This is a genomic window from Psychrobacter sp. UBA3483 (assembly GCF_002377905.1).
Classification (GTDB): Bacteria; Pseudomonadota; Gammaproteobacteria; order Pseudomonadales; family Moraxellaceae; genus Psychrobacter.
In genome coordinates, this window is the sequence record NZ_DFQS01000050.1 from 120,578 (window position 1) to 145,369 (window position 24,792).

A 24,792-nucleotide genomic window follows, 5' to 3' on the forward strand; every position below is an offset into this window, starting at 1 on the left:
TTCATGTGGTGATAAATTAAGCACAACTCACTTAACGACTTAATGAGCTTGTATTATTGATGCTACGACAAAACTTCAGTCAAAAGTTTGGCATCAAAATCATTGGTTAATACCGCCTTACCTAATGATTTTAACAAAATAAGGCGGATTTGTCCGTGTTTGACTTTTTTATCATGACCCATCAAACCTAATGCCGTTTGTACGTCAATAGCGGGCGGCGTAATCGGCAAATTTGCCAAGGTGAGTACGCGTTTAATACGCTCAACGTCCGCAGTTGTTAACCAGCCAATTTTTTGCGACAGCTCAGCGGCTTGCACCATGCCAGCCGCGACCGCCTCGCCATGTAACCAATTGCCGTAGCCTTGATGGGTTTCTATCACATGGCCAAAGGTATGACCGAAATTTAATAAGGCGCGTACACCGGACTCTCTTTCGTCTTGTGCGACGATATTGGCTTTGTATTGGCAGCAGCGCTTCACCGCTTCGCCAAGTACGGCTAAATCTAACGCCATCATCGCTGGTAGATTGTGCTCAAGCCAAGTCAAAAACTCTGCATCCATAATCAGCGCGTACTTAATGACTTCCGCCAATCCTGCTGATAGCTCACGTGCCGGCAAGGTTTTCAGCGTGCTCATATCAGCAAGCACCATTTGCGGCTGCCAAAATGCGCCAATCATGTTTTTACCTTGCGGATGATTGATGCCGGTCTTGCCGCCGACGCTCGAATCCACTTGTGATAACAGAGTGGTTGGGATTTGAATAAAATTGACCCCGCGCATAAAACTTGCGGCGGCAAAGCCTGTCATGTCGCCGACTACGCCGCCGCCAAGCGCGATTAAAGTCACATCGCGGTTAAAGTGTTCTGCCATCAGCGCATCATAAATCTGATTGATACTGGTCTGGTTTTTATATTGCTCACCATCTGGCAGCACACAGACCTTGACGGTAAACTGTGCTTCAAGCTCCTCCTGTAGAGCCTTTAAATATAAAGGCGCAACCGTGTCATTGGTGACGATGAGAACTTGACGACCGGTAATATAAGGCGCAATTTGGCTTGCCATGCTGCTTTCTTCAGAGCTACTTGCATTACTATCTTCAGTAATGACGATAGGGTAATCATGACTTTGCGTCTGTACTGTTAAGTTGGCATGAAACAGTGGCGTTGCCATGAAAATCTCCTTGAATATGTGGGTTAAATTAAATCGAGCGGCGTTGTTCATTAAAATTTTTCTTATTCATCTTCTTCATGTGCTGAGCTAATAGAAGTCGACTCACAAAAGGCTTCTAATTGCTGCAATAACTGATTGACCATATGACGCGGATAAGTATGACCGGTCGGCATGATGATATGTGCCACTTGCCGATATAAAGGATCGCGCGCACTGTATAAATCTTGCAATACCTTCCTAGGGTTGGGCTGCTGTAATAGTGGTCGCGACTTATCTTTGGCCGTACGCGCCATTTGTACGTCCACTGGCGCATTAAGATAGACGACGATACCGCGTTCATGAAGAAACGCTCGGTTTTCAGCGGCCATCACTGCGCCGCCGCCAGTTGCTAAGACAATTTGCGATTGCTGCGTCAGCTCATCAATGGCGCGTGTCTCGCGCTCGCGAAAGCCCGCTTCGCCTTCTTTAGCGAATATCCAAGCAATATCGGCCCCGGTTTGCGACTCGATATACCAATCGCTATCTACGAACGGGCGTCCCAGCTGCTTAGCAAGTAATCTGCCAATGGTGGTCTTTCCCGCTCCCATCGGCCCCACTAGAAATACCGACGGCAATTCCTCAACCATAATACGCACTCAGCTAAATTAGGTATGATACAACGTCATGGATATTCTGGCTAGTAACGGGCGTTGATTATTGTCAGTAAAATCTAGACAGGCACAAAACTTACCCATAAAAAAAGCAAGCCTGCTGCTTGCTTTTTTCTATTACGAAATGGTAAAACGCTGGATTAATTTAGACGACTGGTACCATCATTAATCAGCTTTGGCGTGACAAAGATCAATAGCTCTTCTTTAGAATTATTACGTACATCCTTGCGGAACGCACGACCAACATAAGGTAAATCGCCTAAGAAAGGTACTTTATCGACCCCATTACTTTTACGGTTTTTAAATACCCCGCCTAGTACAACGGTTTGTCCATCTTCAACAATCACATTGGTTGAGATAGAATCTTCAGCAATCGCGACCTGATTGTTAATGATGGTCGGCGTGCCATTGGTAATAAGCAATTGTAAACCAATTTTACCGTCTGGGGTAATGTTTGGCGTGGCTTCCAAGCTCAATGCTGCTTCTTTAAAGCTGGTGGTGGTCGCGCCACTGGCCGAGGCTTCTTGATAAGGAATTTGTGTACCAGAAGATACTTTTGCTGTTTGTTTATCAGCGGTCAAAATCTTTGGTGTCGAAATTACTTCACCGCGGTTATCCGCTTGCAGCGCTGATAGTTCAAGATCAAGCATCACATCTGACATGCTAAGCAGTCCAAAAGCAATACTACCCGCTGGGTTGGCAACGCCCAAATCAACGTTTAAGTTATCAGGACGGCTGATATCATACTTAGGATAAGAAACCGTTTGACCATTGACGGTCGTCGTCTCTACATCAAAGTCTTTTAAGTCCCATAACGTCTGATTGCTACCACCGACCAACAAGTTACGATTATTGGCTGCGCCGTTTGATAAGATGCCCCAACGCACGCCGATCTCTTTACTAAAGCTATCGGTTGCGCTGACGATACGCGCTTCAATCATGACCTGACGGACTGGAATATCAATTTTACCAATCAGCTTATGAATATTTTCGATGCTTTCAGCAACGTCTTTGATAATCAAGGTATTGGTACGCTCATCGACCGTTACCGTACCACGGTTTGACAATAAGGTATTGTTATCGACAGAGTTTGCGTTGCCGATGTTACTATTACTGCCGCTGCCACCAGATGAACCACTGCCTTGAGAGATCAGCGTCAATACATCTGCTGCCTTAGCATAGCTTAAGCGAATGTATTCTGTACGTAGCGGCGCATAAGACTCAACTGCTTGCTGTGCTTCAAGCTCACGAGCTTCTTGTTCAGCCAGCTCAGTCGAAGGTGCGACCAAAATCACATTACCGTTTTCACGTTTGCCAAGATTTTTACTCTTTAGAATAATATCTAGTGCTTGATCCCACGGGACATTAATCAGGCGCAAAGTGATGTTGCCCGCTACCGAGTCACTAGCCACAATATTCATTTCTGTAAACTGGGCCAATATATCTAAAACACTACGGATTTCGACGTCTTGAAACTCCATCGATAACGCTTCGCCCTTATAGACTTTTTCTTCTAATGTCGGCTCGCGTAGTAGCTCAGGCTTTCTGATATTGATGTTTAATTGGTTGCCTGATTGATAAGCCTGATATTCAAAATCTTCTTTGACATTAATAGTGATCACACCATTTTGCCCTTGGTTTTTGGTATCAATACTATCAACCAGACCGCTATTCACATTCAAGCGGCGCAGCAGATTTCTTGGTACAGTGCTACCCGTTAAACGAACCACCAGCTTATTACCTTGGCGCTGGACGTCTACTGGAATAGCTTCATTGGCGAGCGCCATGCTAACGTTACCGCCGCCGTCATTGCCTTTGGTAAAATTGACCGCCGTTAAACCATCATAACTATACTGCTTACTCACTTGTGAGGCGGCAAGCTGTGGGCTTAATAAAGGATTGACGCGCACCACCATGGTATCAGCAGGTACTTGAGTTCCAGCTGCTTGGGTTTTAGTCGCTTTGGTATTGACTACTTTGGTTTTAATCGGCGCAACGGCAACACTACTGCTTTCAACAATTGGCGTCACCACAGCGGTGGTCGTGATAGCTGCGTTACCGTTCAGTACGTCTTGGACAGGGTCATTGGTAACTACTTGATTAACCACCGGACGACTAGGATCGCTGATGGTTAGTAGCAAATTATTGCCTTCAATAGCCGTAGTATAATTACCTGCTTGTTTGAGACCGACAATCAGACGCGTGGTGTTATCGCTATTTAGGGTCGTAACATCATTGATCATACCAACATTATATTCACTAAAACGGCTGGCAAGTCCATTTTGCACTTGTTCAAAATCTAAGACCAAACGGCTTGGATTATCAAGCTGATAGGCGGCAGGCAATACGGGCTTGCCGTTGAAACCCAAACGCATTTGGGTAACCGCTGGAGCTGTCTGTACTACGGAGACGTTATTGATGCGCTGCTCAGCATGAGCACTGCTACTTATTGCTACCATACTCATTGCCAATGCAGAGATGGCAAAACTAGAAGATACGCGGTCGCTCATCGTCATTACCTTGTTATTGCGTACTGTCATTATATATTCCTCAAAAAATCTGCCGACTTAGCTTATAGGGGAGACCAGCGACTGGGGTTTTTCAACAAACCCAGCGCGGCTGTCTGGCACAATTTCAATCAAGTTAATCTGGGTCGGCGTGATTTCAACAATACGGCCGTCATTTAAGCCAAGATAATTACCGACTCTTACGCTCGCAACCGAACCATCAGGACGCTGCACTAAGGCATATTGCTGACCTTCAGGAGAAATAACGACACCGCGAAAGACGAGTTGCGATAGCTCATATTGTTCAAGTGGTTCTTTCACTCGGGTTATGTCAGGGCGCACACCATCGATAGAGGTCGTAGGGCCTTGGACATTCACTAAGCTTGGTGGCAAAAATGGGCTGCGCTGCGTACTGGCACTATAGACAAAATCTTCTACCAGCTCAGCTTTGGGCGGCGGCTCAATCGGCTGTGCGGGCTGATTACGAATATCAGTCATCGCCTGCTCTGCCATGCCAATACGGTCAGTACAACCACTCATTGACAAAACAGTAGCGCTTAAAATCAGCAGCATGGGCAGTTTTTGGTTACGCATTAGTTGCCTCCTGCAGCATCAGTAGTAGCAGCGTCTGGTGCGGTGGTTTCTTCACCTTCAGGAGCGGCTTCTTTTGAGCGATAGGTTTTGGTTTGTAGTACCAGATTGAGCTCAGGCAATACATCTAGAGTTGGCTGCGGATTACTGACTTCAAAATCATGCATGGTAATAATACGCGGCAAGGCAGCAAGACCACTGATAAAGCTACCAAACTGATGGTATTCACCTAAGGCGGCGATACGAATAGGCTGCTCAATAAAAAACTCATTTTCAATTTCAGGCTCAACAGAGATATCTTGAAAACGAATGTTACTACCCACGCCCGTCATATTAATACCCTCTACCAGCTCTGATACGCGGGTGTCTTTTGGTAGCTGATCGAGTAAAGTATTAAACTCAGTTTCCATTTGAATCACTTGTGCTTGATAGGCTTTTAAATGACGCGCCCGCGATTCTTTTTCACGGTAGCTATCGAGCAATGTTTGCTGCTGACTTTCTGCAGCAGTAATCTCATCAATTTTACTGCTGATTGGCAATGCCCAAGCCAGCGCCGCGATTAAAGCAATAATAAAGCCAATCACCGTGACTTTGACAGGGAGCGGCCAACTGCCATAGTTCTCGCTATCTAATGATTCAAAACTACGGCGAAACTCATTTAAGTCAAACTGCTTTTTCGTACTTACCGCCTCTTTTTTGGTTTTAACAAGGCTCTTTTTTCGGATAAGTTTCATAACTCACCTCCAGACGCAGTATTGGCCTCAGTTGCTTCAACTGTTTCTGACTGTACTTTGGTCGTGACAACAAACTGAACATAGCTGTCTTCAGGATAAACAGGTCGCGTCTGCTCTCCAGTGGTCACCGTGTTTTCTAAGACGGGTGCGGCTTGATAGGCGCTGATATTTTGTTGGATATTACTGACAGCTGAATTGCCCATCCACTTACTGCTATCAAGATTACGAATCAAGCTAGAAACGATGTTTGGATTGTCAGCAAGGCCTGTCAACGTCAGCACATCGCCTTCGCGTTTTAAATTGGTTAAATACAGCGCGGGCGGTATTGCTTTAGCAAGATCGTCCCATATACGGACCGGAACCGGACGTCGACCTTGCAAATCTTGGATAACCTGCATACGTGAGATGATGTCTTCACGGCGCTGCTCTAAGCTATCAATCTCGACCAAAGCTTTATCTAAGCGGGCATTTTCTTGTTCAATCAGTGCATTGGCATCCAATTGCTCATCAAGTTCATTATTAAAATAGCTCCATGAGGCGAATGCTGCTAATAGAGTTAGCAAGGTTACTGCGGCCACCAAAGTGATAAATTCTTTATTGCGGCGTTCGCGCTCTTCTTGCCGCCAGGGCAATAAGTTAATACGAGCCATTAGTCGAAGCTCCTTAACGCAAGACCGCAAGCGGCCATTAAGCTTGGCGCATCAATTGCCAGCTGCTCATTATCAATGTGCGGAGCAACGGTCATATTGATGAACGGATTTGCGATAGTGACAGGGACACCCAATCGTTGCTGCGCCATACCGGCAAGCCCTGCGATAGAGCTGCTACCACCTGCTAGCACCACATGGTCGATACTACTGTACTGACTTGATGAGAAATAAAATTGCAATGAGCGCGTAATTTGTTGGATGGTATTTTCTATAAACGGCGTCAATACCTCGGGGTAGTAATCATCAGGTAGAGTGCGTTCACGTTTGCTAATGGTTGCTTCTTCAGCAGATAGCCCGTAACGGTTTTGAATTGCTTCAGTGAGCTGAGCCCCACCGAATAATTGTTCGCGGCTATAAATAAACTCGCCATTTTTAGCAATATATAAAGTGGTTTGATTATGACCAATATCAACTAAGGCCACCAAGTCTGGTACATTTGGTAAGTTATCTGCCATTAAACCAAATGCACGCTCAATGGCGTGCGATTCGATATCCATCACTTTGGTCTGCAGACCGCCAAATGTTAAGGCATCGACCCTTTGGTCGACGTTTTCTGAGCGCGACGCCGCTAATAGCACTTGCACCATATTGTCATTAACAAGTGATGGGCCTAATACCTCAAAATCCAAATTCACATCTTCTAGTGGATAAGGAATATATTGATCGGCATCCAAACGAATCTGCGCTTCACGCTCAACATCGTTAAGCACCATATCCATATCAATAATTTTGGTAATCACGGCGGAGCCTGATACAGCGGTTGCAGCATTACTGCCCGCAGCTTGGCAACGCCGTGCTAAGCTTGCAATCGTATTACCCACTGCTTCGGTGTCTGCAATGATTTTGTCGACAACTACACCTTCCGGCAATCTTTCTATGCCGTAAGATTTTAAATGAAAGATACCTTGTTGACGCTGGATGTCAACCAACTTTACTGAGGTGGCACAAATATCCACGCCAATCAAATGCCGACTTTTAGAAGTAAATAGCCTCACAAACTCTATACCTTATATTAAGTGTACATTTTGATAGTTATTTGTAATAATTTAGTACAATACTTTACTTAACAGATAGATTCAAGCATTTAAATTACTTATTAAGGCACGATTACACATTTATTATTACTTGCCTATTTTGTTCAAGGTATAATCTCCTACCTGTTGCAAATTTTAATTGATAAGTCTGATTATGACCAAAAAAAATGCTACCGCTCGTCTCATTCACTTTTTGGTGGGGCTTTTCATTGCCTGCTTAGCGTTAGCGCTCATTTTAGCGCTTGCTGTGCCTATTGGTTTTTATGGCATGGCGATGTATTTAGCGCCAACCTTGCCAAGTACACAAGAAATAAAAACTGCCAATCTAGAAATGCCTTTACAGATTTATAGTAGCGACGACAAGCTGATTGGTCAGTATGGCAACCGTTTATCACTACCCGTTACGTTTGACGAAATCCCTGAAGGCTTAACGCATGCCTTTTTGGCGGCAGAAGATGCAACATTTTTCCAGCATAGTGGTATCAGTATTAAAGGGCTTGGCCGCGCTGTGACCGAAGTGGTGACTGACGATGATAGCCAAACCGGCGGTTCAACCATCACTATGCAGGTCGCTAAAAACTATTTCTTAAGCTCAGAGCGTACGCTCAATCGTAAATTAACTGAGCTGTTTTTGGCCCGTAAAATAGAAGATGAGCTCAGTAAAAACGACATTCTCACCTTATATGTTAATAAAATCTATCTAGGCGAAGGCGCTTACGGTATAAAAGCAGCCGCAAAAAAATACTATAGTAAATCACTTGAGAACCTGACGGTTGCCGAAATGGCTATGCTTGCAGGTTTGCCAAAAGCCCCTTCTAAATACAACCCTGTCGCCAACCCTAGTCGCGCCCTCACCCGCCGTAACTGGATTATTGGTCGTATGCACGAGCTTGGTTATATTACTAAGGCGCAGCACGACGAAGCGATTAACGCTCCTATCGGTATTAAGCTTTATCAAGAAAAACTTGATATGAACATGCCGTATTTGGCAGAAATGACGCGTTCGGCTCTGGTTGAGCGCTATGGTGAACAGGTCATGAATGGCGGTTGGCGCGTGCGCTTGACCGTTGATAGTGAAGCGCAAAAAGCCGCAGAAATGGCGATATTAACGGGCCTCGTGGCCTATGAGCATCGTCATGGCTGGCGTGGACCGGAAGCAAACGGTGAACCGCTAGAAAAATTCCGTCGTTATAGCAATATGTCACCGGCGAAAGTCACTAAGGTTAACTCACGCAGTTTTGAAGCAACGATGCAGTCCGGCGAAAGCGTCACCGTCAATTGGTCTGGAATGAGCTGGGCGCGCAAACATATCTCTGCCGACCGTATTGGTTATTTTCCAAATAATGCCAGCCAGATTGTCAGTAAAAATGACATCGTGCGCCTGATACCAGCCGCTAATGGCAGTTGGCAATTGAGTCAAATACCAGAAGTACAAGGCAGCTTGGTTTCCTTAAATCCTGAAACGGGTGCGGTGAGAGCTTTGGTTGGTGGTTTTGATTTTAATCACAGTAAATTTAACCGCGCGCTACAAGGCTGGCGCCAACCCGGCTCAACCATCAAGCCGTTGGTTTATACCACCGCCCTAGAAAAAGGCTATCGCCCAGACAGTATTGTTTCAGACCGCCCGATTCAAGTAGGCGACTGGAAACCTAAAAATTCTGACCAACGTTTTTTAGGCGATATTACCTTGCGCCGCGGCCTTTATTTATCGCGTAACTTGGTGTCTATTCGTTTGCTACAAGCCATTGGTATTTCTGATGCGCGCAATTTATTAGATGAGTTTGGACTGGATAAAGAAAAGCTACCTACTACCTTGTCTTTAGCATTGGGCGCAGGTCAAGCTACCCCATTACAAATGGCGACGGCCTATGCCACCTTTGCCAATGGTGGACACCGTATCCAGCCTTATTTTATCGACCAAATTTATAATTATAATAATAAACTGCTGTTTCAAGCCAACCCGCAACAAGCTTGCGCGCTATGTTTTAATGAACAGCTTGACGCTCTCAACGAAAAGCTTATTAAAGATGATGAAGCAAAAACAGAAGAAGAAAATAAGGCATCAAAAAAATCAGAGAGCGATATTAAAGCTGAAAATAGTGCAGATTCTGATGCTACAGAAGACAGTCCAGTAAAAGATAGCAAAGCGCTTGATATAGAGATTTATGATGCTAGTCCAGATTCGGATCGCCTAAAAGCGCCAGTTTTGCAGTATGTACGTGCTGAGCAAGCGCCGCGTATTTTAAAACCGAGAGTGGCTTTTGAGATGGCCGATATTCTACGCGATGTTATCCAGCGCGGTACAGCAGTGCGTGCACGAGCATTGGGACGCGATGATATTGGTGGCAAAACTGGGACAACGAATGAGGCGAAAGATGCGTGGTTCGCAGGATTTCACCCTACCAACGCCACGGTTGTCTGGATGGGCTTTGATCAGCCATCGACGCTCGGACGTCGTGAGTATGGTGGCGTGGCGGCGCTGCCTGTTTGGATGGACTTTATGAAAGCCCAGTTAAAGGACACCCCTCATCAATGGGTCTCTATCAATAACCGCGCCAAATCTAAAAAGCAAAAACAGACTATCATAGAGATGATGGATGAAGGCGCAGCTGAGCTTGAAGACGAAGATACGGATGATGGCAAATCAGCAAAGCCGGTCAAAACCACAGCCCAGCAACGTAAGTTACCTGCTCCTGAGCCCGATGAAGAACAGATTCAAAATCGACCAGCTCCTGAAAAATCGCAGCCAAGTCGTCCTAATGACGGTAATCCTCAAAACAAACCTTTATCAGCAACACCGGTTGAGCGCATACCGCCGATGCCCGAATAAATAAGGGGCAGTTTTGGTGTAGATGTAAAGAAAAGGTCTGGCACAATTTCACTGTGCCAGACCTTTTTTATTAATATTTATTTATGAGAGTAAAACCTATTACTCAAACAGAGTATAAAAGCTTAGAGTTTATTTAAAACTCAACCATACCCGCGCGCAGTTGTTCGATCAGCTCTAATAACTGCTGGCGCCATTCGCGTATGGTCGCCTCATCTGGCAACCACTGATTCGATAACGTCACAACATTTACAATCAAATCAGGTGCTTCTTTTATCTCACTACCTGTCTTCTCATCTATAACATTATCAGGCAATACCGCATATAAACAGCGCTGATAGGCACGCTGTATATCAGCCAAAAAACCTTGCTGTAAAAGTTGCTTTAAGCGCTGTACTTCAGGCGATACTTGGGTACGGGTGATTAGTCCTTCTTCAATGTCTGCTAATGTTGGCGCTGTCATACTTAAACCATAAAAATGCCCAAGTTCCTGTACAAAAGCAAGATATGTACCGTATAGGTGAAAAATAGCCGTTTCACAATGCGCTTGATAGAGCTGCTTATCGTTAGTATTACCTGCCGCCTGACAGGCCAAACGGCAAAAATACAGCTTTTGATTGGTACGGTCAGCTTGGTATTTGGCAACGCGAGTCTTACCTGCCATGCGCTTATCCTTATAGTATTTTTCAATGAATGAATAGATTAATTGGTCATCGTTATTTAAAACGCCATATCGTTTCATGATAGCTTGCCACTACATGAATAGTAATTTAAAAAGCCTCTTTATAGCAATATACGACTCTCTTAAGTGACTGTCTAAGAAAATAATTTACCTGATTTATTTTCTTTAAGCCATAAAAAAGCCAGCAACTTAGGCTGGCTTTCTTAATTATAAAAACAACAACAGGTTATCTAGATTAGTGATTACCTTGGTTAAGCTCTTGAGCAAAGGCTTCATCAAAGCTTGCGAAGTCTGTGCTATCGGTACTAGCAGTCATATCAAACGCTGCATTCAAGTCGTTATCTTGCAGCTTTTGCTCCGCTTTTTCTTTACGGGCTTTATGATAAGCAAGACCAGTACCAGCAGGAATCAAGCGACCAACCACCACGTTCTCTTTTAGACCACGTAGCTCATCAACTTTACCCGTCACAGCTGCCGCTGTTAGGACACGGGTAGTCTCCTGGAACGATGCCGCTGAGATAAAGCTTTCTGTTGCCAAACTTGCTTTGGTAATACCAAGCAATTGACGCTCATACTTAACTGGGAATTTATCTTCCGCTTCCAGTTTCGCATTTAACGCTTTGACATCAGCGTACTCGACCTGATCTCCTTTAAAGTAACTTGAATCACCGCCGTCCGTTACTTCAACTTTACGCAGCATTTGACGAATAATGACTTCGATGTGTTTATCGTTGATCTTCACACCCTGCAAGCGATAAACGTCCTGTACTTCGTTAACGATGTAGTCAGCAAGCGCAGTTTGTCCTTTCAGACGTAGGATATCGTGCGGGTTTTGTGGACCATCAGCGATAATCTCACCGCGAGCAACGGTTTCGTTTTCGAAGACGTTGATTTGACGCCATTTCGGAATCAACTCTTCATGTACTTCACCATCTTCATTAGTAATAATGAAGCGGTTTTTACCTTTGGTTTCTTTACCGAAGCTTACCACACCGGTCATCTCCGCCATGATGGCATGATCTTTTGGACGACGCGCTTCAAATAAATCAGCAACACGTGGTAGACCACCGGTAATATCTTTGGTACCTGAAGAGGCTTGTGGTACACGGCCTAAAATCGAACCGGCTGCTACTTTTTCGCCGTCACTGACACGAATAATCGTTTCAGCTGGTAAGAAGTAAACCACTTCTTTACCTTCATCAGTGTTCAAGATAATCGCCGGACGTAAGTCTTTGGCTGAACTTGAACGATCACGAGTCGCTAGGATTTCAAACGAGCTCATACCTGTTGCATCATCAACCTTAACCGTTGCTGTTGAACCATCTACGATATCACTAAAGCGTGCTGTACCCGCAAATTCTGTGATAATTGGGTGCGTGTGCGGATCCCATTTAGCGATGGTTTGACCACCTTCGACCTGCTCTTCGTTTTTCACAAGGACGCTAGAACCATAAGGAACTTTATAGCGCTCACGCTCACGGCCAAGCTCATCGGTCAATGCCAATTCTGCTGAACGTGATACGATAACCAAGTGACCATCGGTATGTTGTACCGTTTTCATGTTTTCGAAGTGCACTTGACCAGCATTACGTGCTGAGATGCTATTGTCCACCGACGCCGAACTCGCTGCTCCACCAACGTGGAACGTACGCATCGTTAACTGAGTACCAGGTTCACCGATAGACTGCGCCGCCATGACACCAACTGACTCGCCAATATTCACTTTATGCCCACGCGCAAGGTCACGGCCATAACACTGTGCACATACCCCATGCTCGATATCACAAGTGATGACCGAACGTACCCAGATATCATCAATCGCGTTGTTATCAAGGACATTTACCCAATACTCATCGATCAAGGTACCTGCTGGAATTAAGACTTTTGACGCATCATCGTTATAAGTCACATCACGTGCAGTCACACGACCAAGGACTAGCTCTCCAAGCTTCTCAATGATTTCACCACCTTGAATGTGTGGCTTCATGAGCAAGCCTTGCTCAGTGCCACAATCATCACTGGTAATAACCAAATCTTGCGCCACGTCAACCAGACGACGTGTCAAGTAACCTGAGTTAGCGGTTTTCAGTGCCGTATCAGCCAAGCCTTTACGCGCACCGTGCGTTGAGATGAAATACTGAAGTACGGTCAAACCTTCGCGGAAGTTGGCTTTAATAGGCGTCTCAATGATTGAGCCGTCCGGCTTTGCCATCAAACCACGCATACCTGCCAACTGACGAATCTGTGCCGCACTACCACGAGCACCAGAATCTGACATGATAAAGATAGAGTTGAACGATTTCTGCTCGTCTTCTTCACCTTTGGCATTAATGACTTTATCGGTCGCCAAGTTGTCCATCATCGCTTTAGCGACTTTGTCATTGGTACGTGACCAGATATCGACGACTTTGTTGTAACGCTCACCTGCGGTCACAAAACCTTGCTCGAATTGATCTTCAATCTCGCGTACTTCTGCTTCGGCAGTTTCGATGATTTGTACTTTGCTTGGCGGAATGACCATATCGTCAATACCGATAGACACGCCAGATAATGTTGCTTGCGCAAAACCAAGGTACATCAATTGGTCAGCAAACATAACACTTTCTTTTACGCCAACTTTACGGTAGCAAGAGTTGATCAACTTAGAGATATTTTTCTTAGTCATCTCTTCGTTACACTCATCAAACGACATACCTTTAGGCATGATATTCCAGATAAGTAGACGGCCAGCAACGGTATCTTGCATCTTGACTTCTTTGGTCTCATTACCTTCGTCGTCGACATGAGTTTCCGTCACACGTACTTTAATCTTGGCGTTTACATGCAAATCGTTTGAACCAATCGCACGCAAGGCTTCATTAACGGTGGCAAAAATCATGCCCTCGCCTTTGGCGTTGATTGATGAACGGCTGATGTAATACAAGCCCAATACAACGTCCTGTGACGGTACGATGATTGGATCACCGTTGGCAGGCGACAAGATATTGTTGGTCGACATCATCAAGGCACGTGATTCAAGCTGTGCTTCTAGCGTCAATGGCACGTGAACGGCCATTTGGTCACCATCAAAGTCGGCGTTGAACGCGGTACAAACAAGTGGATGAAGTTGAATCGCTTTACCTTCAATCAATACTGGTTCAAACGCTTGTAAACCCAAACGGTGAAGCGTTGGCGCACGGTTCAGTAGTACTGGATGCTCACGGATAACCATGGCCAGCATATCCCACACTTGTGGCTCTTCACGCTCTACCATCTTTTTAGCGGCTTTAATCGTTGTCGCTAAACCATGAGACAATAGTTTGTTATAAGTAAATGGCTTAAACAATTCTAGTGCCATTTTCTTTGGTAGACCACACTGATGTAGACGCAGGGTCGGACCAACAACGATGACCGAACGACCAGAGTAGTCAACACGCTTACCAAGTAAGTTTTGACGGAAACGGCCTTGCTTACCTTTGATCATATCTGCCAAAGATTTCAATGGACGCTTGTTACTACCTGTAATCGCACGACCGCGACGACCGTTATCAAGCAAGGCATCCACTGATTCTTGCAACATACGTTTTTCGTTACGTACGATAATATCAGGGGCGCTTAGCTCTAATAGACGCTTTAGACGGTTGTTACGGTTGATCACGCGGCGATATAAATCGTTTAGATCTGATGTCGCAAAACGGCCACCTTCTAGTGGTACTAGAGGACGCAAATCTGGTGGTAGTACCGGTAAGATGTTCATTACCATCCACTCAGGCTTATTATTAGAATCACGGAAAGCTTCTAATAATTTAAGACGCTTAGACATCTTTTTAAGCTTGGTTTCAGAACCCGTTTGCGGAATGGCTTCACGTAGCTCATCAATCTCGATATCTAAATCGATGTCTTTTAATAGGTCTTGAACCGCTTCAGCACCCATTTTGGCAGTGAATTCATCGCCAAACTCTTCAAGCGCTTTATAATAATCTTCATCATCAAGCAGCTGATACTTCTCTAAAGAAGTCAGACCAGGTTCTGTGACGATATAGCTTTCAAAATATAGGACGCGTTCGATATCACGAAGCGTCATGTCTAGCAAAAGACCAATACGGCTTGGTAATGATTTTAAGAACCAAATATGCGCAACAGGGCTCGCAAGATCAATATGTCCCATACGGTCGCGGCGTACTTTAGCGGTCGTGACTTCAACGCCACATTTTTCACAGATAACGCCTTGGAACTTACGGCGTTTGTATTTACCACATAAACATTCAAAGTCTTTTACTGGGCCAAAGATTTTGGCACAGAACAGACCATCACGCTCAGGTTTAAAGGTACGATAGTTAATCGTTTCAGGTTTTTTAACTTCACCATGCGACCAAGATTTGATCACATCAGGTGAGGCCAAAGTAATTTGAATACTGTCAAATTCATGGTTACCGTTGCCGGTAGGGCTTTGCATGATATCGAGTAAATCTTTCAAGTTGCTTCTCCGTTATCTTTATAATCATCTGACAGCGTACTATGAGCGCGGCTAAGATGAATGAAGGCAATGAATAGGGTTGAGACAAATCACTAAAAGCAGCAGCGATAAAGCAGACTGCTTTTAGTGGACAACTAAGTTAAACAGCAATTTTTCTGCTTTGGTTTTAGTTGCTTTGTTTTAACTCAATATTAATACCCAGTGATTTGATTTCTTTGGTCAATACGTTAAACGATTCAGGCATACCTGGATCCATATATTGTTCACCATCAACGATGTTTTTGTACATACGTGTACGGCCTTCAACGTCATCCGACTTCACCGTTAACATCTCTTGCAAGGTATAAGTCGCGCCATAGGCTTCTAGTGCCCAGACTTCCATCTCACCGAAGCGCTGACCACCGAACTGCGCTTTACCACCAAGCGGCTGCTGGGTGACGAGCGAGTAAGAACCGGTAGAACGTGCATGCATTTTGTCATCAACCAAGTGGTTAAGTTTCAGCATATACATATAACCAACGGTTACTTTACGGTCAAACTTCTGACCAGTACGACCATCATACAAGGTCTGCTGACCATCGCGGTCCATTCCCGCAAGCTCTAGCAATTCTTTGACTTGATGCTCGTGAGCACCGTCAAATACTGCCGTACCCATCGGTACGCCGTCGCGTAAGTTATCCGCTAAGGCCATGATGTCATCATCGCTTAAGCTATCAAGATCGACTTGTTCACCACCAACTTTGTTATAGATTTGGTCTAAGAAATCACGCAAATCTTTAATCGCGGCTTGGGCTTTGAGCATGCCGTCAATCTTTTCACCCAAGCCTTTCGCTGCCATACCCAAATGCGTCTCTAGAACCTGACCGATATTCATACGCGATGGTACACCGAGTGGGTTCAAGACGATGTCAACGGTATTGCCATGTTCGTCATAAGGCATGTCTTCAACCGGCATAATGCGCGATACCACACCCTTATTACCATGACGACCCGCCATTTTATCACCAGGCTGGATACGACGCTTAACCGCTAGATATACTTTAACGATTTTTTGTACGCCGTGTTGTAAGTCATCACCAGCGGTCAATTTGCGTTTTTTCTCAGCAAACTTCACATCGATGTCTTTTTGCTTATCAACCAAGTAATCAGCGATTTGCGTTAGACGCTCAGAGATTTCTTCTTCAACCGGCTGAATATCTAGCAAGGTTTCAAGGCTCATGTCTTTCATATCAGCCAATGCCATAATGGTACCGGCTTTTAGACCAGAACCGCCACTGACTTTTTGACCGTCAAGCAAGCTTGCGATACGGCCACGAGCCGCTTCTTCAAAGATACGTAGCTCTTCTTTTAAATCTTTACGGTAGCTATCAAGTTGTGATTTTTCAATCGCTTTAGCACGCGCATCTTTTTCAACGCCGTCACGGGTAAAGACTTGGACGTCAATAACCGTCCCTTTGCTTGATGTTGGAACACGTAGCGACGTGTCTTTCACATCAGCCGCTTTTTCACCAAAGATAGCCCGCAGTAGTTTCTCTTCTGGCGTCAGTTGCGTCTCACCTTTTGGCGTGACTTTACCAACCAAGATATCACCAGCGTCAACTTCGGCACCGATATAAACGATACCCGCTTCATCAAGGCTTGATAATGCCGCTTCGCCAACGTTTGGAATATCCGCCGTAATTTCTTCGGTGCCAAGCTTAGTATCACGAGCCACACAAGTTAATTCTTGGATATGAATGGTGGTGAAACGATCTTCTTTGACCACTTTTTCAGATAACAAAATCGAGTCTTCGAAGTTATAACCATTCCAAGGCATAAAGGCAATACGGATATTCTGACCTAACGCAAGCTCTCCAAGGTCGGTTGACGGACCATCCGCCAAGATATCACCAAAGGCAATTTCATCGCCTTGGTTCACGATAATACGTTGGTTGATACAAGTATTTTGGTTCGAGCGCGTGTATTTGATCAAGTTATAGATATCGATACCCGCTTCACCAGCGACCATCTCATCTTCATTGACACGCACGACGATACGTGAGGCATCAACGTCTTCAATCACACCGCCACGCTTCGCGATGACACAAACACCAGAGTCACGCGCCACGTGACGCTCCATACCAGTACCAACTAACGGCTTATCAGCACGTAAGGTCGGAACCGCCTGACGTTGCATGTTCGAGCCCATGAGCGCTCGGTTAGCATCGTTATGTTCTAGGAATGGAATCAAACCTGCTGCGACTGATACTACCTGACTTGGCGACACATCCATATGCGTCACTTTTTCTGGTGGCATACGCACGAATTCACCATAGCTACGCACACTGACCATTTCATCAGACAACGCACCTTCGGCGGTTACTGGTGAATCTGCCTGAGCAATCACCGTACCGACTTCTTCAATCGCTGACAAGTATTCGATCTCATCAGTTACCTTACCGTCAACCACACGGCGATAAGGCGTTTCTAAGAAGCCAAAGCTATTAGTTTTAGCAAAGGTTGCTAAGGAGTTAATCAGACCGATGTTTGGACCTTCAGGTGTTTCAATCGGGCATACACGGCCATAATGGGTATCGTGAACGTCACGTACTTCAAAACCTGCACGCTCACGGGTCAAACCGCCCGGTCCTAATGCCGATACGCGGCGTTTATGCGTCACTTCTGAAAGTGGATTGTTCTGATCCATAAACTGTGATAACTGGCTTGAGCCAAAGAACTCTTTCACTGCCGCTGCGACAGGTTTTGAGTTAATCAAATCTTGTGGTGACAAGTTATCAGATTCCGCTGAAGATAAGCGCTCTTTAACCGCACGCTCAACGCGCACTAGACCGACACGGAATTGGTTTTCAGCCATCTCACCAACCGAACGAATACGGCGGTTACCTAGATGGTCAATATCATCGACTTCGCCGCGACCGTTACGAATTTCAATCAATTCTTTTAGGACGTTAACGATATCATCGTTGGTCAAGACGCTGCGCTCGCGCTGTATATCCGCATCGTCAGTATCTTCAAACTCTAAGCCCAAACGACGGTTAAATTTCATACGACCGACGTTTGATAAGTCATAGCGATCAGCGTTAAAGAACATGCTTTCAAACAGCTTTTCAGCGGTTTCAACCGTTGGTGGCTCACCTGGGCGCATGACTTTATAAATCTCAATCAAGGCTTCTTCGCGGCTCGACGTGCTATCAGCGCGTAGCGTATCAGCGATATAACTGCCTTGGTCAATGTCATTGGTAAATAGAATGCTGAATTCTTTGATAGAATCACTGGCTTCATAAGAGTTTAATTTAACCAATAACTCATGATCGATCAGAGTATTTGCTTTAGCGATCACTTCATCGTTAACGACGATGTCTTCAGCTAAAATGCGCTCGTATAAATATTCATCAGGAATCGCAATCTTAGTCATACCCGCATCTTCAAGCTGACGGATACGGCGGGCGTTGATACGTTTGCCCTGCTCAACGATCACATCCCCTTCTGGAGATACGATATCAAACTGTGCCATCTCACCGCGCAGACGATCAGCAACCAGATCAATCTCAAACTGTTCTTCGCCTTTATATACTTTTACTTTATCGAAAAACAAATCTAAGATTTCAGAGGTAGTCAGACCTAAAGCACGTAGGATGATAGACGCAAGCAATTTGCGGCGACGGTCGATACGGGCGAAAACCAAATCTTTGGCATCAAACTCGAAGTCTAACCATGAACCACGGTAAGGAATGATACGGGCATTATAAAGTACCTTACCACTTGAATGCGACTTGCCTTTATCATGGTCAAAAAACACACCTGGTGAACGATGCAGCTGTGATACGATCACACGCTCAGTACCATTGATAATAAAGGTACCGTTGGCTGTCATCAATGGCATCTCGCCCATATAGACGCTTTGCTCACGAATATCTTTGATAGCCGCTTTGCTGTCTTTATCTTTGCTGTCTTTATCTTTGATGATTAGGCGAATTTTGACACGCATGGGCGCGGCAAAGGTCGAACCACGTAAGATACACTCACGCTCATCAAACTCAGGCGTGCCTAAATAATATTCAACAAATTGTAGCTCTGCGTTACCAGAGTGACTCTCAATTGGGAAAATAGAAGAAAACGCAGCTTGTAAACCAGTATTCTCACGAGCTTTTGGCTTTTTATGCTCTTGCAAAAATTGCTCATAAGAATCTACTTGGATAGACAACAAATAGGGAATGTCCATCACAGTAGGCAATTCAGCAAAACTTTTGCGAATACGCTTTTTTTCAGTATAAGAATATGCCATCGAGAGTCCTTACAGTAAACGTGGAAACAAATTGAAAGCGTGGCCCGCGTGCATCAATACTATTTAATATGAATATTTATGCAAACTTGGCAACGTAAACGATAATATAAAACGGATATTCATGCTCATTTAATAAATGCTGATTAATTCACACCAATAGTGCATGATTAATCCAGTTTATTTAAGCGTAAATCGGCATCTAAGCATGCCTATATGAGTGCTGGCACCAGAAATTTCAATGCCTTGCACCTTTTAACTTTTTAGTACTTGCGAGTAATCATTGCACCGTATCTAAAACCAATGATTGGCATTTAGATACTCTTGATTCTCTTTGTAAATTCACTTAAAGTACTATTGCTACTTATCTTTTAAAAAATAACTTATCATCTGCCCTAGTAAGTAGTATCGTCGCTGATAGCTACCGTCTACCAGTATATATACCGACAGTAAAACTTTACCAAATAACTTAATTAAAAGCGTTTAGATTAAAAATCTGAGATAACTATAAATTTTGAAACAGTGACTTATTTTAAAACAGTGACTTTTAGAATCAGTATAAATTATAGTGTTAATGAAAAGCATACAGACACAAGAAAATGCCAAACATCGATTGACGTTTAGCTTATTAACTGATTTCAATAACTACTGAGTGTGCTTGCATGTATATCGTCTGTCCTTTTGATGGGTATCCACCGTGATGTTGCATACGTATGTTGGCAGACACAAAAGGTCAAGCTACGAATTATAATAAAAAAAAGCTGATAATGCAAGGCATTACCAGCTTTTTTTGTACAGCAGTTGAACTTATTTTAGTTCAATAGTTGCACCAGCTTCTTCAAGTTTCTTTTTCAACTCTTCAGCTTCAGCTTTGTTTACGCCTTCTTTGATTGGAGCTGGAGCGCTTTCAACCAAATCTTTCGCTTCTTTCAAGCCAAGACCAGTAGCTTCACGTACGGCTTTAATAACGCCAACTTTCTTCTCGCCAAAGCTGGCAAGAACAACGTCAAACTCGTCTTTTTCTTCAGCAGCAGCAGCAGCAGGGCCAGCAGCAGCAGGGGCAGCAGCGGCAACAGCAGCAGTTACGCCGAACTTTTCTTCCATGTCGCTGATTAGCTCAACGATATCCATTACTGACATTTCAGCGATTGCGTTTAACACATCATCTTTAGATAGTGCCATGAGAACTCTCCGTTATCTGATAAAATTTAGTTGGTTTTAATATCGCTTGGATTGCTTGCCAAATTTTTAAATGGGGTTGGCAATACAGTGCAATCGGCGATGTCAAAGTTACGTTAAAACAAGCAATTAAGCAGCTTCTTTTGCGTCTTTGATTGCCGCTACCGTGCGAACGAACTTGCCAGGAACTGCGTTCATAGTCTGGACAAGCTTGGTCACTGGTGCGTTCATAGTAGCCATTAGGATAGAGAGTGCTTCGTCGCGAGTTGGTAGCTTCGATACGCGCTCTAGCTCTTCTGGACCATAAACTTCACCACCGACTGATACCAATTTGGTCTCTAAAGCTTTGTTATCTTTGCTGAAGTCGAAAACGACTCGAGCAGCAGATCCCAAATCTTCCATAGAGAAAGCCAAAAGTAGTGGACCAGTCATACGGTCTGACATGCTCTCAAACTTAGTGCCTTCAAAAGCGCGTTTTGCTAGGGTATTTTTTACCACTTTTAAAACGACACCTTTATCACGAGCTTGTTCGCGCAGCTGAGTAAGCTTTGCAACACCAATACCGTGATATTCGGCAGCTACTGCTGAGTAAGCATTAGCAGCAACTTCAGACACTTCAGCCACAACTTGTTGTTTTTGCTCTAGCGTTAATGCCATAAGTTGACTCCTTTAATCTTATCAATCTGCGTCTCATTAAATACTCACTACCTAAGGCAGTACTGATTCAATCATATGCGTAGACCGACTTGATACGACACGTTATTTATAAACCCTATAAAGAGCTTATTTATAACGACTGATTACGGCACCGTTATCAGACTGACATCGAGTAATAGGTTAGTATAAATACCAATCTATTGGCTCTTATCAACAACTGGGTGGGTCACCGTCTGCGTAGGACAACTAAGATTTTCATCTGTCGTCGATTAACAAAAGCAGCTTACCATCACAAGTAATAATAAACCGCTTTCTACCTACGGTCTTAGACAGCGGAGCGTTTGCTACGCTGACCTAATTCTTTAAAACAATACAGGTGCTTTATTCAAAATCGTTGAATAGTAAGCAATTTTTATGCGTTAAAATTATTTGGCAACGCGGTATGGAACAGGATCAATTGAGATACCTGGGCCCATGGTGCTAGACAAGGTAATTTTCTTAATGAAAGTACCTTTAGACGTCGCAGGTTTAGCGCGTTTAAGATCAGATAGCAATGCTTGAGCGTTTTGCATAACTTGCTCAGCGGTAAAGCCAACTTGACCGATAGTGGTATGGATAATACCCGCTTTATCAACACGGTACTGTGCTTGACCCGCTTTCGCATTAGTCACAGCTTCAGCAACGTTAGGCGTTACCGTACCAACTTTTGGGTTAGGCATTAGACCACGTGGACCTAAGATAGTACCCAATTGACCAACCACACGCATGGCGTCAGGTGCTGCGATAACCACGTCAAAGTCCATGTTACCGGCTTTGATTTGCTCAGCTAGGTCTTCAAAACCAACGATGTCAGCACCTGCTTCTTTAGCGGCTTCAGCAGCAGCGCCTTGGGCAAATACAGCAACGCGTTTGGTTTTACCAGTACCCGCAGGTAGATTGGTAGCGCCACGAACGACTTGGTCAGATTTACGTGGGTCTACGCCCAAGTTTACTGCAATATCGATAGACTCTTTGAATTTAAGGGCTGGCAAATCATTTAGGATTTGAACCGCTTCTTCAAGAGTGTATAATTTTTCGTTTTCAACGCGCTCAGCGATTAGCTTTTGACGCTTAGTAAGTTTACTCATTTACACACCCTCCACGGTAATACCCATTGAACGTGCAGTACCAGCGATGGTACGGACAGCAGCATCAAGACCAGCAGCGGTTAAATCTGCATCTTTAGTCTTAACGATTTCTTCTAATTGCGCACGGTCAACTTTACCGACTTTAGCGGTATTAGGTGTACCAGAACCTTTAGCAATACCAGCAGCCTTACGTAGTAAGTATGCCGCTGGTGGTGACTTCATGATGAAGGTAAAAGATTTATCGCTGTATACAGTGATCTCAGTAGGAATCGGTAGGCCCGGCTCTTGGTTTGAGGTCGCAGCGTTAAATTCTTTACAGAACGCCATGATGTTCACGCCTTTTTGACCCAATGCTGGACCAATCGGTGGTGAAGGATTTGCTTTGCCTGCAGGCACTTGCAGTTTGATGTAACCATCAATCTTCTTAGCCATGATACTCTCCTAAATGGGTAATAGCGCCAAATCAACGTGGTATACACCTTATTGACTAACAGCTCCCCGGTTGATGAATATTTTACCGGTTTAGTCTAGCTTCTCAACTTTACTAAACTCAAGCTCGACCTGGGTCGGGCGATTAAATACGTTTACCGTTAAATGTAGTTTAGACTTCTCATAATCCACTTTTTCAACCAACCCTTTAAAGTCAGTAAATGGACCATCGATAACCAACAACTCTTCGCCCGGCTCAAATAAAGTTTTCGGACGTGGGTCAGCTTCAGTCTGGTTTAAACGGTTTAAAATGCGGTCGGCCTCAGCCTGCGTAATAGGTGCTGGCGTTTCAGGCGTGCCACCAACAAAACCCATAATACGTGGGCAGTCTTTGACGATATGCCAAGTGTTGTCGTTCATTTCCATCTGAATCAATACATAGCCTGGAAAGAACTTACGCTCACTTTTACGTTTTTTGCCATCTTTCATTTCGACGACTTCTTCGGTAGGTACCAAAACATCACCGAATGAATCAGCAAACTCACTACGATTGATACGATCAGTTAATGAACGTTGTACTTGCTTTTCATATCCTGAAAACGCTTGGACAATATACCAACGCATATCACGCTCCTGATCAGTAAAGTTAAGTCGTTATAAGTAAATTTGGCTTAGATGACACTAATACGCATCATTAACCAATAAAGATACCAACGAACCAATTAAAAAAGTTATCTAATAGCCAAACCAAGAAACCCACAATAGCAATCATGACAATCGTCTGCCATGTGTATTGAAAGGTTTCATCTTTGCCCGGCCATGTGACTCGGCGCAGCTCAACGGCGGCATCTTTTAATAATATTTTAAAAGCGCGGCCCTGATGCGTTAATGCCAAGCAAACCAAGGCAATAATAACTAGGGCAACGATGATACCAATACGCATCCAAACATCATTGGCAGGTTGCCAATAGCCCGGTAGGTATTGATTGACTAAAGTTGCCCCTATCAAAATTACTGCGGCAAGTAGCCACAAAATCACATCTTTGACTGAACCCGTTTTAGCAACTTCAACAGCGGTTGTTTGATTACTTGCCGAAACGTGCTTATCTTTGGACAGCATTCCACCAGCCACTGCCTTAGCATCAGATAACTTAGTCTCGAGGTTATCTTGATTATTGCTCATAAAGAACTCACTTCGGAGATGGTGGGGTATGACAAAGATATGATAAGAAGATGGCAGGCGATGTAGGACTCGAACCTACAACCCTCGGTTTTGGAGACCGATGCTCTACCAATTGAGCCAATCGCCTATGGGTGTAAAGGACAGCATTATACAATATTGAGCATAGAATGCAAGCATTTAGGAATAAAATTCTGCTGCGATGCTAATATGACTGTTCTTAAGCGTCATTATTAAACCACTTATATGAGTAAATATAAAAATTAATCATAAAGGGTGCTAATGAATCGCAGCGTTAATATAGCAAGCTCGGTGGAGAATTACAATAGACACAAAGCAGATAATAAGCGCTTTTTAAAGCTTATGCATAAATCTATATGTGGCGAGATTGGTTTTTGTCTGCCCTACTCTGCTACTATTTGCTTTTAAACACTCATCTGCACTCTCACCTTCACACCCCACAAAAAAAGCCACCCTTTATCAGGATGGCTTTTTCTTATTGCTTAACGTAACAGATTACTCTGATAGCGTTAGTGCTTTGGTGCTTAGCTAAGTACGTTAGCAACAACACCAGCGCC

The 24,792-nt window shown here is 44.3% G+C and carries 17 protein-coding genes and 1 tRNA gene; 1 reads left to right on the forward strand and 17 read right to left on the reverse strand.

The window, feature by feature from the left end; translation table 11 throughout:
* Window positions 1–62: 62 nt before the first annotated feature.
* From aroB to B2866_RS09485, 7 genes are all read right to left on the reverse strand, one after another.
* A complete protein-coding gene (aroB, locus tag B2866_RS09455; protein ID WP_296193309.1) occupies window positions 63–1,169 on the reverse strand; it encodes a 3-dehydroquinate synthase in 1,107 nt (368 codons plus the stop codon).
* Window positions 1,170–1,231: 62 nt separating this feature from the next.
* Window positions 1,232–1,795 (reverse strand): shikimate kinase AroK, encoded by a 564-nt coding sequence (gene aroK, locus B2866_RS09460; RefSeq protein ID WP_296193313.1) that lies wholly within the window; start codon window positions 1,793–1,795, stop codon window positions 1,232–1,234.
* Window positions 1,796–1,959: 164 nt separating this feature from the next.
* Entirely contained in the window at window positions 1,960–4,359 is a 2,400-nt protein-coding gene (gene pilQ, locus B2866_RS09465; RefSeq protein WP_296193316.1) for a type IV pilus secretin PilQ, read from the reverse strand.
* Window positions 4,360–4,386: 27 nt separating this feature from the next.
* Complete coding sequence (locus B2866_RS09470; protein ID WP_296193319.1) at window positions 4,387–4,920, reverse strand: pilus assembly protein PilP; 534 nt, start codon at window positions 4,918–4,920, stop codon at window positions 4,387–4,389.
* The gene (locus tag B2866_RS09475) at window positions 4,920–5,651 is read right to left on the reverse strand and encodes a type 4a pilus biogenesis protein PilO (RefSeq protein WP_296193322.1); all 732 of its coding nucleotides are present in this window, start codon (window positions 5,649–5,651) and stop codon (window positions 4,920–4,922) included. The genes B2866_RS09470 and B2866_RS09475 overlap by 1 nt, the downstream gene beginning before the upstream one ends.
* Complete coding sequence (locus tag B2866_RS09480; RefSeq protein WP_296193326.1) at window positions 5,648–6,301, reverse strand: PilN domain-containing protein; 654 nt, start codon at window positions 6,299–6,301, stop codon at window positions 5,648–5,650. The genes B2866_RS09475 and B2866_RS09480 overlap by 4 nt, the downstream gene beginning before the upstream one ends.
* Window positions 6,301–7,356 carry a pilus assembly protein PilM gene (locus B2866_RS09485; protein WP_296193329.1) on the reverse strand — a complete coding sequence of 352 codons (1,056 nt, stop codon included), beginning with the start codon at window positions 7,354–7,356 and terminating at the stop codon, window positions 6,301–6,303. Before B2866_RS09485 ends, B2866_RS09480 begins: the two co-directional genes overlap by 1 nt.
* 193 nt (window positions 7,357–7,549) lie before the next feature.
* Here B2866_RS09485 and B2866_RS09490 point away from each other — a divergent pair, with 193 nt between their 5' ends.
* Entirely contained in the window at window positions 7,550–10,225 is a 2,676-nt protein-coding gene (locus tag B2866_RS09490) for a penicillin-binding protein 1A (RefSeq protein ID WP_296193333.1), read from the forward strand.
* A 133-nt stretch (window positions 10,226–10,358) separates the two neighbouring features.
* On the opposite strand, the gene B2866_RS09495 is transcribed toward B2866_RS09490, so the two are convergent.
* The 10 genes from B2866_RS09495 to B2866_RS09540 form a co-directional block, all read right to left on the reverse strand.
* Window positions 10,359–10,886, reverse strand: coding sequence for a DUF6586 family protein (locus B2866_RS09495; RefSeq protein ID WP_296193335.1), 528 nt, complete (start codon window positions 10,884–10,886; stop codon window positions 10,359–10,361).
* Window positions 10,887–11,139: 253 nt separating this feature from the next.
* On the reverse strand, window positions 11,140–15,360 hold the full coding sequence (gene rpoC / locus B2866_RS09500; protein WP_296193338.1) for a DNA-directed RNA polymerase subunit beta': 4,221 nt from the start codon (window positions 15,358–15,360) through the stop codon (window positions 11,140–11,142).
* A 166-nt stretch (window positions 15,361–15,526) separates the two neighbouring features.
* The gene (gene rpoB, locus B2866_RS09505) at window positions 15,527–19,645 is read right to left on the reverse strand and encodes a DNA-directed RNA polymerase subunit beta (protein ID WP_296193340.1); all 4,119 of its coding nucleotides are present in this window, start codon (window positions 19,643–19,645) and stop codon (window positions 15,527–15,529) included.
* Window positions 19,646–20,449: 804 nt separating this feature from the next.
* A complete protein-coding gene (gene rplL, locus B2866_RS09510; protein WP_068405083.1) occupies window positions 20,450–20,824 on the reverse strand; it encodes a 50S ribosomal protein L7/L12 in 375 nt (124 codons plus the stop codon).
* A 126-nt stretch (window positions 20,825–20,950) separates the two neighbouring features.
* A complete protein-coding gene (gene rplJ, locus B2866_RS09515; protein WP_296193342.1) occupies window positions 20,951–21,478 on the reverse strand; it encodes a 50S ribosomal protein L10 in 528 nt (175 codons plus the stop codon).
* A gap of 425 nt (window positions 21,479–21,903) precedes the next feature.
* Window positions 21,904–22,605, reverse strand: a complete 702-nt coding sequence (gene rplA, locus B2866_RS09520; RefSeq protein ID WP_144297916.1) for a 50S ribosomal protein L1 — start codon at window positions 22,603–22,605, stop codon at window positions 21,904–21,906.
* Window positions 22,606–23,037 (reverse strand): 50S ribosomal protein L11, encoded by a 432-nt coding sequence (gene rplK / locus B2866_RS09525; RefSeq protein ID WP_068405081.1) that lies wholly within the window; start codon window positions 23,035–23,037, stop codon window positions 22,606–22,608.
* A gap of 90 nt (window positions 23,038–23,127) precedes the next feature.
* A complete protein-coding gene (nusG, locus tag B2866_RS09530; RefSeq protein ID WP_296193344.1) occupies window positions 23,128–23,658 on the reverse strand; it encodes a transcription termination/antitermination protein NusG in 531 nt (176 codons plus the stop codon).
* A 70-nt stretch (window positions 23,659–23,728) separates the two neighbouring features.
* Entirely contained in the window at window positions 23,729–24,217 is a 489-nt protein-coding gene (gene secE, locus B2866_RS09535) for a preprotein translocase subunit SecE (RefSeq protein WP_296193346.1), read from the reverse strand.
* 51 nt (window positions 24,218–24,268) lie between these two features.
* Window positions 24,269–24,344: transfer RNA gene (locus tag B2866_RS09540), tRNA-Trp, on the reverse strand.
* Window positions 24,345–24,792 lie beyond the last annotated feature (448 nt).